This window comes from Actinomycetospora rhizophila, from assembly GCF_042657905.1.
Classification (GTDB): Bacteria; Actinomycetota; Actinomycetes; order Mycobacteriales; family Pseudonocardiaceae; genus Actinomycetospora; species Actinomycetospora rhizophila.
This window is the reverse complement of sequence record NZ_JBHSKG010000001.1, coordinates 489,358-502,653: the sequence shown is the minus strand read 5'-3', so window position 1 is coordinate 502,653 and position 13,296 is coordinate 489,358. Positions and strand designations below refer to the sequence as shown.

Below are 13,296 nucleotides of genomic sequence, written 5' to 3'. Positions count from 1 at the left end.
CTCAGCGTCCGCCGTCTCCCCCGAGGCGGTCGAAGCCGACCGGCACGACGGGCGACAGCGAGCCCGCGTCGGCGGCCGGGACGACGCCGGGGTCCGGGGCCGTGGCGAGCACCGTCCCGGCCCCGGCCAGGCTCAGCACGAGCAGGCCGGCGAGGGCGGGGACCGCCCAGATCGGGAGGCGGTCGCGCCCCGAGGTCTCGCGCGGGAGCGGCACGACCGCCGTCTCGCGCGGCGCCCGGCCGGGCAGCCGGATGCCGTCGGTCGGGGTGGGGTCGTCGACCCCGTGCGGGCGCGGCAGGACCAGGGCCGCCGCCCCGACCAACGACGTCGTCCCCACCGGCGCCGTGAGCACCGCCCCGCCGGGGGTGGCGGCGAGCTGCTCGACGATCGGCGAGGTCCCGGGCGCGAGGACGAGGGTGTGCGCCGCGTCCTGCGCGACGGTGCCCCCGACGGTGTCGCGCAGGGCGTGGTCGACGAGGCCGGTGAACTCCTCGCGGGTCACGTAGACCTCGGCGTCGCCGGCGGTGACGACGAGCTCCTCGCCGTCCGTCGCGCACATCAGCCGGCGGGCCTCGTGCAGCTCGTGGCCGAGGTGGGCCGCATCGCGGCGCCCGACGGCATCGGTGCGCAGCCGCAGGGCCTCGGCGATCCCGGGCGCGACGATCGCGAGCTTGGCGTGCACGACCCCGGTGAGCAGGGCGTCGAGCCGTCCGCCGAGGTCACGCGGGGCACCCTCGCCGATCTCCACACCGTCGTCCGAGGTCCGGATCGGCCACACGACCAGGTCGTCGCCGCGGGCGTCCACCACGGTCACCGGCGTCCCCGAGCCCCAGCCGGCCAGGTGCCCGCCGGCCCAGGACACGGCGTCGGGCAGCCAGGACGGCTCGGGGAAGCGGGCGAGCCGCACGGCGGTGGACAGGGCGGTGAAGCGCTCCTCGTCGAGGTCACCGGGCACGACCAGGACGAGGTGGTCCGGACGGCCGTCCTCGGCGTCGACCAGCGCGAGCAGCGACGCGCTCAGGGTGTCGGCGTCACCGTCGGCGAGGTCGACGTCGATCGGGCGGTGGTCGTCGTCCTCGACGCGGACGGCCCGCAGCGATCCCGGCACCGCTTCCAGCACCATCGTCCACCGGTCCACGTCTCCCCCTCTGGTGCGCGATCATCGCCCGAGCAGGTGCCCCAGCTCTCATCTGTTCGGCGCAGCGTCGCGCCACGTTAGCCCTTTCCGGGATCTTGATCCACGATCGATACCTCGCGGTAGTCCGTTCGCCGATCCGGAGTGACGAGAAGGAGGCGAGGGTCGGAGGGTTACGACGCGCGGGTGTCGACGATGGCCGGGTTCAACCAGACGGAGCGCAGTTGGTCGCCGCTCACCACGACGATCACACCGGTCGCGATCTCGACCGCCGTTCCGTCGTCGACGCTGGACGGGGCGATGCGCAGCCATCGCCGGACCGGGTCCCAGGTGGTGCCCCACGCGAAGCGGTCGTCGACGGCGACCGACGTCCCGAGCGAGAGATCGTCGGGCCACACGACCTCGACGACCCCGGGCCGCGCGGCCGGTGGTTCGAGACGACTCTCGCTCCAGATGGTCTGCGGGTGCAGGCCCCACGCGAACATCAGGGACTGCTCCGGGAGTCCGACCTCGAGCTGGAGGTTCTGCACGAGCAGGGACGTCGTCCCCGCCGGACACCGCCTGGCGAGGACGTCGCCGTCCGAGGGCTGGAAGTCGAACGAGTATTCGTCACGGACGTAGTGGAGATCGCCGAGCAGTTCGGCCCCCGCTCCGACCCGGAGCCGGAGCGACGTCATCTCCCCCCAGGTGCAGGAAGTGGAGGATCAGCTTCCGTTCGGGGTCCACGACCAACTCCCAAGTGCCCTGGCGGCCGTTCGACGTCCTACCGCAACGCGCCCGGCACCCCGTCGCTGCCCGGGTCGCCGACGGCGAGCGCGACCAGGCGCCGCAGCTCTCCCGACACCGAGGTGTCCACGCCGTCGTACTCGACGCCGGCCGCGTCGAGCGCCTCGGCGACCGCCCGCCCGTCCTGCACCAGGGCCCGCAGACCCCAGGACCAGCGGTCGAGGAAGGCGTCGAACGACGCGCCCACCTGCGGGTGCCCCGACTCCTCCCCCCCGAGCGCGAGGAACGACAGCCCGCGCCCGGACTCGGCGAGGTAGCCGTGCCCCACCTCGCCGAGGGTGTCGACGACGCCGCGGATGCCCTGCGCGGTGCGCGCGAGCATCGCCGGGTCGACGCCGAATCCGTCGGTCACGCCGGCCGATGCTGCCCGGTGGGCGGTCGCCGTGGGTGCGGTTCCGCGTAGTTCCCCCCATCCCCCGCCGGGCGACGCACGCCAGGGTGTCCGACGTGCCCGATACGCTCGCGCCTCGCGCCCGGGGAGGTGACGTGACCGCCGTCGACGTCTCCCTGCGCGCGCGGGCCCACCCCCACCTCGTCCCGCTCTGGCGCGGGCTCGTCGTCTACCGCGCGGTGGCGCTGGTCGCCGTGGTCGTGAACGCGGTGCGCTTCGGTGGCCAGTGGGCGCACCCGGCGCTCGGGGTCGCCGTCGTCGCCGCCATGGCCGTGTGGACGGTGGTCTCGTCCACGCGCTACCTGCGCACCGGCGACCCCGTCACCGCGTGCCTCGACCTCGTCCTCACCGCGCTGGCCACCGCGTCGACCCTGCTCGTCGACACCCCGCAGCGGGTCGCCGACGGCGGGCCGGTGATCACCACCGTCTGGTCCGCGGGCCCGGTGCTCGCGCTGGCGATCGCGCTGGGCTGGCGGGGCGGGCTCGGGGGCGCGCTCGTGACCGTCACCGTCCTGTTCGGGGTGCGCCGGGTCGTCGACACCGACCTGCTGTTCGACGCGCAGCTCCTCCTGGTCGCGGGGCTCGCGGTCGGGCTGGCCGCGGACACCATGCGCCGCTCGGTCGAGAAGCTGCGCGCCGCCACGGCGCTCGAGGCGGCCACCGCCGAGCGCGAGCGCCTCGCCCGCGACATCCACGACGGCGTGCTGCAGGTCCTCGCCCTCGTGCGCCGCCGGGGCGCCGAGCTGGCGCGGGTCGACCGGGACGCGTCCGCCCTCGATCTCGCCCGCCTCGCCGGGGAGCAGGAGGTCGCGCTGCGGCGGTTGATCACCTCGGCGCCGGTCGCGGGCCCCGACGGCACCGTCGACCTCTCGTCCCGGCTCGCCGGCGTCGTCCCGGCGCACGCCTCGCTCGCCGTGCCCGCCGAGCCGGTGCTGCTGCCCGCCGCGGTGGTCGACGAGCTCGCCGCCGTGGTGCGCGAGGCCGCCCACAACGCCGCCGCCCACGCGGGCGAGGACGCCGGGCTCTGGGTGCTCGTCGAGGACGACGCCGCGCGCGTCACGGTCAGCCTGCGCGACGACGGCGTCGGCATCCCCGAGGGCCGCCTGGAGCAGGCGGCGGCTGAGGGGCACCTCGGGGTCGCCGGGTCGATGCGCGGTCGCGTGCAGGGCCTCGGCGGCACCATCGACCTGCACACCGCGCCCGGCGAGGGCACCGAGTGGGAGATCATGGTGCCGCGCAGCCTGCGGAGCCGGCACCGACAATGACCGTCCCCCGCACGAGGAGGAGCTCCTAGTGGTCCGCGTGATGGTCGTCGACGACCACCCGATCTGGCGCGAGGGCGTCGCCCGCGATCTCGCCGAGCGCGGCGTGGAGGTCGTCGCCACCGCCCCCGACGGCGCCGCGGCCGTGCGGATCGCCCGGGCGGTGCGCCCCGACGTCGTCCTCATGGACCTGCAGCTCCCGGAGCTGTCCGGCGCGGAGGCGACGGCGCAGGTCCGCGCGGCCCTGCCCGACACGCAGGTGCTCGTGCTGTCGGCGAGCACCGAGCACGGCGACGTCCTGGGCGCCGTCCGGGCGGGGGCGACGGGCTACCTCACCAAGTCGGCGGCGATGGAGGAGCTGGTCGACGCGATCGGGCGCACCGCCGAGGGGCAGGCCGTGTTCTCCCCGGGCCTCGCGGGTCTGGTGCTCGGCGAGTACCGCCGGCGCGAGACCGAGGCCCCTGACGAGCCGCAGCTGACCCCGCGCGAGACCGAGGTCCTGCGCCTCGTCGCCAAGGGGCTCACGGCCCGGGCGATCGCCGCGCGGCTGACGCTGTCGCACCGCACGGTGGAGAACCACGTCCAGAACTCCCTGCGCAAGCTGCAGCTCACCAACCGCGTGGAACTGGCGCGATATGCCATCGAGCGCGGTCTGGACGCCGACGAGTGACATGTCCTGATTGACATGTCGTGACGGACAGGTGCACGCTCTCGGGCATGGAGCGAGAGACCGGCGCTGACGAGCAGGAGGAGCGCGGGGGCGTTCTGCGACACTTCTCGGGCCTGCTGTGGGACGTCGGTCTCCCGCTCGTCGGCTACTACGGCCTGCACGCCCTCGGCGCCTCCGACTGGGTGGCTCTGCTCGTCGCCACCCTCGCGGCCGGGGTGCGGCTCGTCTGGGTCGCGGTCCGCGCCCGGCAGGTGACATGGTTCGCCGCGGTGATGCTCGGCGTGTTCGGGCTCGGCCTCGCGCTGGCGTTCGTCGGCGGTGACCCGCGGTTCCTGCTGGTCAAGGACTCGTTCGGCACGGCGCTGGTGGGGCTGGTGTTCCTCGCGAGCCTGGTCGCCGGCAAGCCCCTGACGCTCTCGGCGTTCCAGACCTGGCAGCCGCGCGGGGCGCAGGAGATGGAGGAGTTCTACCGGACCCTGCCGCCGATCCGGACGATGTTCCGGCGCAGTGCCGTGGTGTGGGGCGTCGGGCTGCTGCTCGAGGCGACCCTGCGCATCCCGCTGATCTACCTGCTGCCGATCGACGTCATGGTCGGGCTGTCGACCGGGATGATGGTCGCGACGATCGTGGGGCTCTCGATCTGGAACGCCTGGTACGGCCGGCGCGCCGGGGCGAAGGCCCGCGAATGGGCCGCGGAGCACCTCGACGAGCGGCCCGCCGTCGCCTAGGCCCGGGTGGCGGGCTGCGCCGACCCCAGGCGCTCCAGACTCCACAACGCCCACCCGTGCACGGCCTCGTACTGGCGCAGCCCGTACTCGCCGGCCAGGCGACCGAAGGGCAGCGGGTCGCCGGGGGTGTGCTCGGCGTCGTCGGCCTCCATCACCGGACGCAGGTTCTCGATCTCGGCGGCGCAGTGCGCGGCGATGCCCTCGAGCAGCTTGCGCGCGTCGTCGGGCTCGAGCGACTGCACGAGGAACATGCGCAGCACGGTCTCGTCGCGCACCGAGGTCTGCTCGGGCCAGTGCAGCATCCAGCGCCGCAGCTCGGTGTGGCCGTCGGCGGTGAGCGCGTAGGTCTTGCGCCCGCGCGGGCCGGTCTCCTCGACGACGACCTGGCCGGCCTCGGCCATCTTCGCCAGCTCGGGGTAGATGCGGCTGTGGCCGGCCTGCCACGCGTAGCGGCCGATGCTGCCGTCGAAGGCGCGGGTGAGGTCGTAGCCGCTGGCCGGACCGTGGGCGAGCAGCCCCAGCAGGGCGTGGCGCAGCGACATGCGGCGACGCTACCAGTCCATCCTGACATGTCCATGGCGACAGGTCGGGGATGGCCTGCGGCCACGTGAGTGGTATGGGTCGTCCTGACGACCCATACCACTCACGTGGGCGGAGCCCCTCAGTTCAGGTGCGCGCGCCAGCTGCGAGCGTGGCGGCGCAGGGCCGGGGCGTCGTCGGGGAGCACCTCGGCCCACTCCTCGAGCAGGTCGGCGGCCTCGCGGAACCCCGCGCGCCGGCCGCGGACCTCGGCGAGCTCGGCGACCTCGACCGCGCTGACCCCGGGCAGGCCCAGGCGCATGCGCAGGACCCAGCCGAGCTCGCCCAGATCGCCCCGCGCGCGGTGGATGCCGCGAAGGTTGGTCAGCATGCGCACGAGCACCGCGTCGGCGCCGATCGGGGCCAGCAGGGTGTCGTCGAACGGGACGTCGGGCCCGAGGCCCGTCGACTCGCGGAACCGGCGGATGCACTGCTCGCGGTCGAGCATCTCGCCGGTGAACGGGTCGAGGTGCTGCAGCGCGCCCCGCGGGTGCACGAGGAAGTGGCCCGGCATGCCCACCGGGTCGAGCCCGAGCCCGGCGCGCCGCCCGACCTCGATGCAGACCACCGCGAGGGTGATCGGGATGCCGGCGCGCCGGTCGAGGACCTGGGTCAGCGAGGAGTTCCGCGGGTCGTAGTAGTCCTCGCGGTCGCCGTGGAAGCCCTCCTCGACGTAGAGGCGGCGCACCAGGTCGTCGAGGTCGCCCAGCCCCTGCGCCAGCCGGTCGAGCTCGGCGCGGGCGGCGTCGACGTCGGCGGCCGGGTCGGCCGCGCGGGCGATCTCCAGGGCCCCCTCGAGCAGGTCGGGCGCGCCGCCCCGGACCAGCGCCAGGAAGCGGTTCACGGCGCCGTCGACGGCCGCACGTCGTGCCGCGTCGTCGTCCACCCCGCGCATCCTGCCGTGCGTGGCGGCGCAGCGCTGGGGGGACGGGACCGCTCAGACGCCGCCGCGGACCGCGCCGCTGGCCCGGTCCCAGGTCAGCGCGCCGTGCTCGAAGGACTGCGCACGCCCGCCGGGCACGTCGTGCTCGGCCCCGGTCGGGTACCCGAGCGGCGAGCCCTCCGCGCCGGCCCCGCGCCAGTGGTCGGCGATGGCCCCGGTGACCGACCACGCGCCCGTGCGCGGCGACCAGATCACCGTGCCGTGCTCGAAGGTCGTGATCCGCCCGGACCCGTCGGCGGTCGGCGACTCGACCCGGGTCGGCTCACCGAGCGACGCGCGCTGTGCCGACCACGCCGTCCGCACGTCGGTGGCGGACTCGGCGATCAGCCGCTGAACCTGGTCGCGCAGCGGGTCCAGCTGGGCGTAGGCGGAGTCGCCGGGGCACGAGGTGTTCCCGACGTCGCGGTGGGCGAACAGCGCGGGCACCGTCGTCGACTGCCCCTTCGGGAAGCGTGACGTGCCGCCGCCGGCCGAGGTGAGCTGCACCTGCTCGCGCGGGTCGCGGTAGAGCCCGCCGAGCTTCCACGCGGCGAGCGACGCGACGGAGTTCAGCGCGGCCGGGGTCGGCGCCTCGGTCATGTAGTTGCCCATCATGGCGATGCCCCACGTCTCGCGGTTGAACCCGCCCGCGTGGGCCGCGACGACGGCCTTGTCCATCCCGCCGGCCCGACCCTCGAAGATCGTTCCGTACTTGTCGACGAGGGCGTTGTAGCCGATGTCGCCCCAGCCCTGCTTCTGCGTGTGGTACGCGAAGATCGCGCGGACGATGGCCGGCGAGTCGGCCGGGCCGTAGTCGTTCGACTCGCTGGTGTGGTGGATCGTCACCGCGCGCACGGTCGGCGTGGTCTCCGGGCCCCACGTCGCCTTGGACTCGTCGGCGCCCCACTGCGACCGCGTGACGTACTTCGGTGCGGCGGGCCCGCGGGCGGCGCCGAGGGCGCCGATCGCCTGGTCGTTGCTCCCGATGCCCGGGTCGATGCGCACGACCTGCACCTCGTCGGTCACCGGCACGCCGGCGCGCAGCGCGCGCACCTGCACGGCGGTGCGCTCGCCCACCCAGATCGGGTCGGTGCCGCCCGCGGCGGGCACGGTGTCGGGGGTCGGCGCGTCCTTCTCGCTGCCGGCCGGGTCGAGGTCGGTCCACGTGCCCCACTGCCCGGCGGCGTCGGTCGAGCGCACCGCGACCGCGTCCGGCGCGGCGCCGGTCCAGGTCACCGCGACGAGGCGCAGCGGCCGGGCCTCGCGGACCTCGCGCGCGCCGGAGGCGTCCCGGGCGCCCGGCGTGAAGCCCACCGACGACACCCCTGCGGTCACCGGGGACGCCGGCGGCAGCGCGGCCGGCGGCATGACGGCGTGCGCGGGGTCGAGCTGACGGACACCCAGCGGTGCCGCGTCGGGCACGGCGGGCACGACCGGTCCCGCCGGGACCCCGGGGTCGGTCGGCGCCGGCTGCGCCACGGCCGGAGCGGGCAGCAGGAGCACCGCGGCGGTGGTCAGCGCGACCGTGCCCATCCGCGCCCGCGCCGTGCGCCGCACACGCCCCGTGGGAGCCCCGGACCCGGCCATCACGCACGCACCTCCCGCTCACTCGGCGGTATCCCCGTGATCCGCCGCGGCACACCATGACCCCCACACGAGCACCATCCACCACACCACGCGCCAAAGGCGCCCAGTCGGGTGACTTTGCGTGACAATCCGGGTGCGGTGCGTCAGACAGGTCAGAGGTGCGCCTGCGCGAACGTCGCCATCGTCCGCATCGCCATCGCGTCGGCCCCGGCGCCGATCGGGCCCGCGACCACCGGGATCAGCTTGGTGACGTTGAGGGCGCCGCGGCGCGTGAACCGCGAGGTCAGCCGGAAGCCGATGCGCGTGTCGAGCTGCGCGCGGACCTCGGGCGGCAGGCCGCGCAGCCCGTGCAGCAGGGAGGCGTTGACCAGGTCGAGGCCGGTGCGCTCGGCGAGCTCGACCCCGTCGGCGCCGAGCACGCAGACCAGCGCCGCGGTGCGGACCACCGGGTCGGCGAGGTCGCGACGGCGTAGGTGCGCCACGGCCGCCGAGAGGCGCGCGCCGAGCAGGTAGAGCCCCGTGGTGCCCGCCGGGGCGGTGACGACGAGGGTCGCCGCGCCGCCGAGGCTGGTCAGCAGCCCCGAGCTCGCCGCGAGCCGCACGTGCGAGCCGACGACCCGCCGCACCGCGGCCTCGACGTCGTCCCCCGTGGCGGTCAGCGCGTCCCCGGCGACGGACGCCGCGCCCGCGAACGGACCGATCCCGCCGACCGCACGCCGCCAGAGCTCGTCGACCAGGGTGTCGGGGAGACCGCGCGAGCTCGCCACGCCCCCAGTGTCGCGCCCCCCTGATCACCCGGCGAGGTCGCAGGCCGCCGTGAGCGTGCCGGCCCAGGGGCGGCCGCGGTCGCGGTCGCGTGCCCGCTCGAGGCGGGCGCGCTGCGCGTCCGCCCGCGCCCACGCGAGGACCTGCGGGTCGACCCGGGCACCGTAGAAGGCGTCGACGACGAGCTCGGCGAGGTGGTGGTCGGCGCTCGCGATCTCCTTGTACTCCCAGATGGCGAGCAGCCGGTCCGGCGGGTCCCCGAGCGCGGCGATGCTGTCGAGCATGGCGACCGCCGTCGCGCCGCCCGGGTCGTCGGGGTGCGTGTCGAGCAGCGCGGTCCACACCGCGTCGGCGACGTCGCGCACGGCGTCGCGCTCGAGGTCGCTCCAGCCCGCCCAGTTCTCGGCGACGCGGGTCAGCACGGTGCGCAGGTCGACACGGTCGTCGGTGAGCGCCCGGCGCAGCAGCCACGGGGTGAGCGCGCGCAGGTCGTCCGCCGTGCCGAGGGTGTTGCCGAGGGCGAGCGCGAGCGTCAGCGGGTCGGCGTCCGCGACGCGGACCTCGCCGTGGCAATGCGGGCAGCCCGCCAGCGTCTCCGGGGGCGGCGACGCCACGAAGGCGGCCTCCAGTCCCCACAGCGCGGCGTCGACCCCCGCGTCGGTCTGCACGTCCATCGAGAGAAATCATCGGCACCCGCAACGCGACACGCTGGGCCGTTAGAGCGAATATCCATCTGATGTGTGACCGAGCGTGGCCTGACGTACCGCCGAGCGTGTCAGCACGCCCACTCGTCTTGTCGTCGAGGGGTCGGACCTCCCCACGCGACACGCCCGGGACGGGTGATGACGCGGCTCCTCCATCACATCGGCGAGCGCCAGCACGGGCCCGTCCCACAGACTCGCGGTATGCGTTCGCGGCAGGAGATCCCCGTCCCGGGCCCGGAGGTCAAGACCACCGGCGGCGTCGTCCGCGGGATCACCACACGCGGCGTGCACACCTGGCGCGGCGTCCCCTACGCCGCGCCCCCGGTCGGCGATCTCCGGCTCCGCGCGCCGCACCCGGTGGTGCCGTGGGAGGGCGTGCGCGACGGGTCGCAGTACGGCCCGGTGCCGATCCAGGAGCGGGTCGGCGAGTTCCTCGGCGCCGGCAAGGACACGCCGATGAGCGAGGACTGCCTGACGCTCAACGTCACCGCGCCGGCCACCGCCTCCGACGGCCCGCGCCCGGTGATGGTCTGGTTCTACGGCGGCGCGTTCGTCGTCGGCGCGGGGTCGGCCCCCACCTACCGCGGGTACGAGCTCGCCCGCCGCGGTGACGTCGTCTACGTCAACGTCAACTACCGGCTCGGCGCGCTGGGCTACCTCGACTTCTCCGCGTACGGCACGGCGGAGCGCCCGGTCGAGAACAACCTCGGGCTCCGCGACCAGATCGCCGCCCTGGAGTGGGTCCGCGACAACATCGCGGCCTTCGGCGGCGACCCCGACCAGGTCACGATCTTCGGCGAGTCGGCCGGCGCGATCTCGGTGACGACGCTGATGGCGACGCCGGCCGCGCGCGGTCTGTTCCACCGCGCGATCGCCGAGAGCTCGGCGCCCGGCATGGTGTTCGGGCAGCAGCGGGCCCGGGCCTGGGCCGCCGGCTTCGTCACCGCGCTCGGGGCGGACGACGACCCGCTCACCGGGCTCCTCCAGGCGACACCCGGGCAGCTGCTCGGCGCCGCGCGGGTGCTGCGCGAGCACCTCGGCGACCAGCCCGGCACCATCCCGACCGCGCCCGTCGTCGACGGTGACCTGCTGCCCGAGTCCCCGCTCGACGCCTTCGAGGCGGGCCGCGCCGCCGACGTCCCGCTGATCATCGGCACCAACGACACCGAGGGCCGTCTCTTCGAGCTGCCGCGCATGCGCCTCGACGTGCTCGTGAGCGAGGAGCGCGCGCACCGGATGTTCGCGCTGACCCAGCCGGAGCTGCGCGACCAGGTGCTCGCCGCGTACGAGGGCCGGCCGTTCCGCAAGGACCTCGGGGGCGACTACATGTTCTGGTACCCCTCGGTGCGGATCATGCAGTCCCACCGCGGGCCGGTGTACGCCTACCGCTACGACCTGACGACGCCGGTGCTCAACCTCATGGGCGTGCGGGCCACGCACGGCATGGAGCTCTACGCGGTCTTCGGGCTCGCCCGCTCGAACGCCGGCAAGTGGCTCACGGCGCTGGGCGGGCGCCGCGCGCTGCAGGCGATGCAGGAGCGGGTGCAGGACGACTGGATCCGGTTCGCCCGCGAGGGCGCGCCCGCCTCGCACTGGCCGCGGTACGACGCCACGACCCGCCTGACGAAGATCCTCGACCGCACCGACCGCATCGAGTCCGACCCCCGCCGCGAGCGCCGCCTCGCGTGGGAGGGTTTCCGCGGGTACGACTAGGGCGAATTCTCGTCGATGGGAACGCTTCGGATTCCGAAGCATCTCCATCAGAGCCCGCGGCCTCGGTCGAACCACACCCGTGGCGCGACATGGGCTGGCACGCTCGCCGCGTGGCGGATCTCGTGGTGGCGGCGGGAGCGCTCCCGTCGTCCGCTGCCGACCTCCGCCGCCAGGTCGACAACCTTCGACGGACCGTCGACGAGGCCGACCGCGTCGTCACGACGGTGCGCGAGGCGTGGAGCGGCGGGGCGTCCGACACCTTCGCCACGGCGTGGGCGCAGTGGCGCGACGCGTCGGTGTCCGTCCGGGCGCGGCTCGAATCCCTGCGCGAGCTGCTCGACACCACGGCCACGAACCACCGGACCGCGCAGACCGCGTCGGTCCGTGCGTGGTCCGCCACCGCCGGTCCCGGCATCGCGCCGGACGCGCCGCCGTGGGTGACGCTCTCGACGCCCGAGATCGTGCGCGCGGCGCAGGTGTCGGCCGAGGTCCAGGACGCGGTCGCGCGGGCGGCCGGTCGCGGCACGCTGGAGGCGTCGGCGGGGTTCGCGGGTGACGACGCCGCCCTCGGGGCCTGGCGCGGTCGCTACGACGCGCTCGCCGGGCGCACCTGGTCGGCGCTCCATGCCGGCGTCGCGATCTTCGGTGGCATGGCCGTCGGGCTCACCGACACCGCCAACGCCCGGGTGGAGGCCGACGAGACCGCGGTACCGGGCGGACGGCCCGGCGAACGCCTCCCCGCGCCCGCCGTCCTCCCCGTGCTCGGCGGCGCGGGGCCGGCGTCAGCGGCCGGCCCCGGTCCGATCGGTCCGGTCCCCGACGAGCTGGCCGCGTACTGGCCCGACGTCGACCCGGTCCGCGTCCACGAGGTCGGGGAGGCCTGGCGCGCGATCGGCGACGCCGTGGCGCGCGGCGTGGTCGAGGCCGACGGCGCACTGCGCGCGGTCCACGCGGCCAACGCCGGCCCGGTCTTCGACGCCGTCGACCGCCACCGTCGATCCCGCGACCCGACTCATGGCCATGCAGCTGCCCGACGGACGCTTCCTCTCAGGCTGGCGGCTCAACCCGGTGCAGCTCGACAACGTCATCGCCCGACGGAGCTTGTGAGGTCCGATGAGTGAAGGCCCTGTCGGCACCTCGGCCGACATCGAACCCTTCGTGAACGAGGCGCGCGCGCTGCTGGACGGGGTGCAGGACGCGACGACGTTCAAGAAGCACTGGATCCGGCTCATCGGCCAGGCCACTCGCGTGCCCGGCGAGACCTGGATCTTCATCAGCGAGATCTTCTACGCCGTCGAGGAGCACATCGCCGAGCCTGAGTCGCGCGTTCGCAAGGGCGGACTCGACGACGATGAGCTGCGACATGCCGTGTCGTCACAGCTCCCCGCGCTCGAGGAAGAGGCCGACAGGGTGCGGGCGGTCGAGGAGGGCCGCCCGCGGCCGGCCCTGCTCGCCGACACCGGAAGCGGTGCCGAACTCCTCCGGCTCATCCGCGATCTCCTCGAAGGGACGGTCACACCGGCACAGTTCGCTGCGGAGTTCCGTGAGCACCTCGCCCGCTCGCGCACGGGGTTCTCTCCTCGAGTGCGTGCGGCGGCGGAAGCTGTCGGACTCGCCATCGACCGGTACCGATCTGACGGCACACCTCTGCGCATGTACGACTCCGACGAGGTGGTCCTTCGCCGTCGCGTCGCTGACGTGGAACCCCGGCTCGCCGCAGCCGTTGAGCTTTGACGAGAACACTTCGATTCCCGAAGGGTTCTCGGCTCCTCAGCTCGACCGGGCCTTCCGCTTCCGCTGCGCCGCGTACAGCGTGATCGCCCCCGCGACCACCGCGACGACGACGAAGACCAGGCCGAGCACGACGCTGTGCTCGACCAGGAAGAAGATCAGGGCGACGCCGATCGAGAGGATCGTCCCGATCGTGCCGATCCCGACGTTGAGCTTGAGCTCGCTCTGCTTCTCCGGGGTGTGGTCCGGCTCGGCGGCGGGGTTGCGGGCGCGACGGGCTGCGCTGTCCTCGGTCATGGGATCGGACTACCCGGCTCCCCGCT

Annotated in this window: 15 protein-coding genes; 6 read left to right on the top strand and 9 right to left on the bottom strand. The window is 74.7% G+C overall.

Annotated elements, in window-relative coordinates:
• Position 1: 1 nt before the first annotated feature.
• From ACFPK1_RS02420 to ACFPK1_RS02410, 3 genes are all read right to left on the bottom strand, one after another.
• Complete coding sequence (locus ACFPK1_RS02420) at positions 2–1,138, bottom strand: hypothetical protein (RefSeq protein ID WP_378019290.1); 1,137 nt, start codon at positions 1,136–1,138, stop codon at positions 2–4.
• Between the two features lie 170 nt (positions 1,139–1,308).
• The gene (locus ACFPK1_RS02415; RefSeq protein ID WP_378019289.1) at positions 1,309–1,812 is read right to left on the bottom strand and encodes a hypothetical protein; all 504 of its coding nucleotides are present in this window, start codon (positions 1,810–1,812) and stop codon (positions 1,309–1,311) included.
• 86 nt (positions 1,813–1,898) lie between these two features.
• Complete coding sequence (locus tag ACFPK1_RS02410) at positions 1,899–2,273, bottom strand: WXG100 family type VII secretion target (protein WP_378019288.1); 375 nt, start codon at positions 2,271–2,273, stop codon at positions 1,899–1,901.
• Between the two features lie 134 nt (positions 2,274–2,407).
• On the opposite strand from ACFPK1_RS02410, the gene macS reads away from it, so the two are divergent.
• The 3 genes from macS to ACFPK1_RS02395 are packed head-to-tail and all read left to right on the top strand — an operon-like array spanning position 2,408 to position 4,972.
• Positions 2,408–3,577 (top strand): MacS family sensor histidine kinase, encoded by a 1,170-nt coding sequence (gene macS, locus ACFPK1_RS02405; protein WP_378019287.1) that lies wholly within the window; start codon positions 2,408–2,410, stop codon positions 3,575–3,577.
• Positions 3,578–3,617: 40 nt separating this feature from the next.
• Positions 3,618–4,244 carry a response regulator gene (locus ACFPK1_RS02400; protein WP_378019550.1) on the top strand — a complete coding sequence of 209 codons (627 nt, stop codon included), beginning with the start codon at positions 3,618–3,620 and terminating at the stop codon, positions 4,242–4,244.
• A gap of 47 nt (positions 4,245–4,291) precedes the next feature.
• Positions 4,292–4,972, top strand: coding sequence for a VC0807 family protein (locus tag ACFPK1_RS02395; protein ID WP_378019286.1), 681 nt, complete (start codon positions 4,292–4,294; stop codon positions 4,970–4,972).
• On the opposite strand, the gene ACFPK1_RS02390 is transcribed toward ACFPK1_RS02395, so the two are convergent.
• The 5 genes from ACFPK1_RS02390 to ACFPK1_RS02370 all read right to left on the bottom strand — a co-directional run bounded on the left by ACFPK1_RS02390 (position 4,969) and on the right by ACFPK1_RS02370 (position 9,499).
• Positions 4,969–5,514: a PadR family transcriptional regulator gene (locus ACFPK1_RS02390; RefSeq protein WP_378019285.1), complete on the bottom strand. Its 546-nt coding sequence runs from the start codon at positions 5,512–5,514 to the stop codon at positions 4,969–4,971. The two genes, ACFPK1_RS02395 and ACFPK1_RS02390, sit on opposite strands and share 4 nt — an antisense overlap.
• A 119-nt stretch (positions 5,515–5,633) precedes the next feature.
• Complete coding sequence (locus ACFPK1_RS02385) at positions 5,634–6,437, bottom strand: transglutaminase family protein (RefSeq protein ID WP_378019284.1); 804 nt, start codon at positions 6,435–6,437, stop codon at positions 5,634–5,636.
• Positions 6,438–6,488: 51 nt separating this feature from the next.
• Complete coding sequence (locus tag ACFPK1_RS02380; protein WP_378019283.1) at positions 6,489–8,060, bottom strand: N-acetylmuramoyl-L-alanine amidase; 1,572 nt, start codon at positions 8,058–8,060, stop codon at positions 6,489–6,491.
• A 152-nt stretch (positions 8,061–8,212) separates the two neighbouring features.
• A complete protein-coding gene (locus tag ACFPK1_RS02375) occupies positions 8,213–8,827 on the bottom strand; it encodes a hypothetical protein (RefSeq protein WP_378019282.1) in 615 nt (204 codons plus the stop codon).
• Between the two features lie 24 nt (positions 8,828–8,851).
• Positions 8,852–9,499 (bottom strand): hypothetical protein, encoded by a 648-nt coding sequence (locus ACFPK1_RS02370; RefSeq protein ID WP_378019281.1) that lies wholly within the window; start codon positions 9,497–9,499, stop codon positions 8,852–8,854.
• Between the two features lie 231 nt (positions 9,500–9,730).
• Between ACFPK1_RS02370 and ACFPK1_RS02365 the strand changes: the two genes are divergently transcribed.
• From ACFPK1_RS02365 to ACFPK1_RS02355, 3 genes are all read left to right on the top strand, one after another.
• Complete coding sequence (locus ACFPK1_RS02365; RefSeq protein WP_378019280.1) at positions 9,731–11,242, top strand: carboxylesterase/lipase family protein; 1,512 nt, start codon at positions 9,731–9,733, stop codon at positions 11,240–11,242.
• Positions 11,243–11,352: 110 nt separating this feature from the next.
• A complete protein-coding gene (locus ACFPK1_RS02360) occupies positions 11,353–12,363 on the top strand; it encodes a WXG100 family type VII secretion target (RefSeq protein ID WP_378019279.1) in 1,011 nt (336 codons plus the stop codon).
• Complete coding sequence (locus tag ACFPK1_RS02355; RefSeq protein ID WP_378019278.1) at positions 12,356–12,976, top strand: hypothetical protein; 621 nt, start codon at positions 12,356–12,358, stop codon at positions 12,974–12,976. The genes ACFPK1_RS02360 and ACFPK1_RS02355 overlap by 8 nt, the downstream gene beginning before the upstream one ends.
• Before the next feature lie 36 nt (positions 12,977–13,012).
• On the opposite strand, the gene ACFPK1_RS02350 is transcribed toward ACFPK1_RS02355, so the two are convergent.
• The gene (locus tag ACFPK1_RS02350) at positions 13,013–13,270 is read right to left on the bottom strand and encodes a hypothetical protein (RefSeq protein WP_378019277.1); all 258 of its coding nucleotides are present in this window, start codon (positions 13,268–13,270) and stop codon (positions 13,013–13,015) included.
• Positions 13,271–13,296: the final 26 nt, after the last annotated feature.

Bases quoted from the DNA above. Each gene is read 5' to 3' on its own strand.
- ACFPK1_RS02415 (WP_378019289.1), bottom strand. From the start codon at position 1,812: ATGACGTCGCTCCGGCTCCGGGTCGGAGCGGGGGCCGAACTGCTCGGC.
- ACFPK1_RS02400 (WP_378019550.1), top strand. From the start codon at position 3,618: ATGGTCGTCGACGACCACCCGATCTGGCGCGAGGGCGTCGCCCGCGAT.
- ACFPK1_RS02395 (WP_378019286.1), top strand. From the start codon at position 4,292: ATGGAGCGAGAGACCGGCGCTGACGAGCAGGAGGAGCGCGGGGGCGTT.
- ACFPK1_RS02390 (WP_378019285.1), bottom strand. From the start codon at position 5,514: ATGTCGCTGCGCCACGCCCTGCTGGGGCTGCTCGCCCACGGTCCGGCC.
- ACFPK1_RS02380 (WP_378019283.1), bottom strand. From the start codon at position 8,060: ATGGCCGGGTCCGGGGCTCCCACGGGGCGTGTGCGGCGCACGGCGCGG.
- ACFPK1_RS02370 (WP_378019281.1), bottom strand. From the start codon at position 9,499: ATGGACGTGCAGACCGACGCGGGGGTCGACGCCGCGCTGTGGGGACTG.
- ACFPK1_RS02365 (WP_378019280.1), top strand. From the start codon at position 9,731: ATGCGTTCGCGGCAGGAGATCCCCGTCCCGGGCCCGGAGGTCAAGACC.
- ACFPK1_RS02355 (WP_378019278.1), top strand. From the start codon at position 12,356: ATGAGTGAAGGCCCTGTCGGCACCTCGGCCGACATCGAACCCTTCGTG.
- ACFPK1_RS02350 (WP_378019277.1), bottom strand. From the start codon at position 13,270: ATGACCGAGGACAGCGCAGCCCGTCGCGCCCGCAACCCCGCCGCCGAG.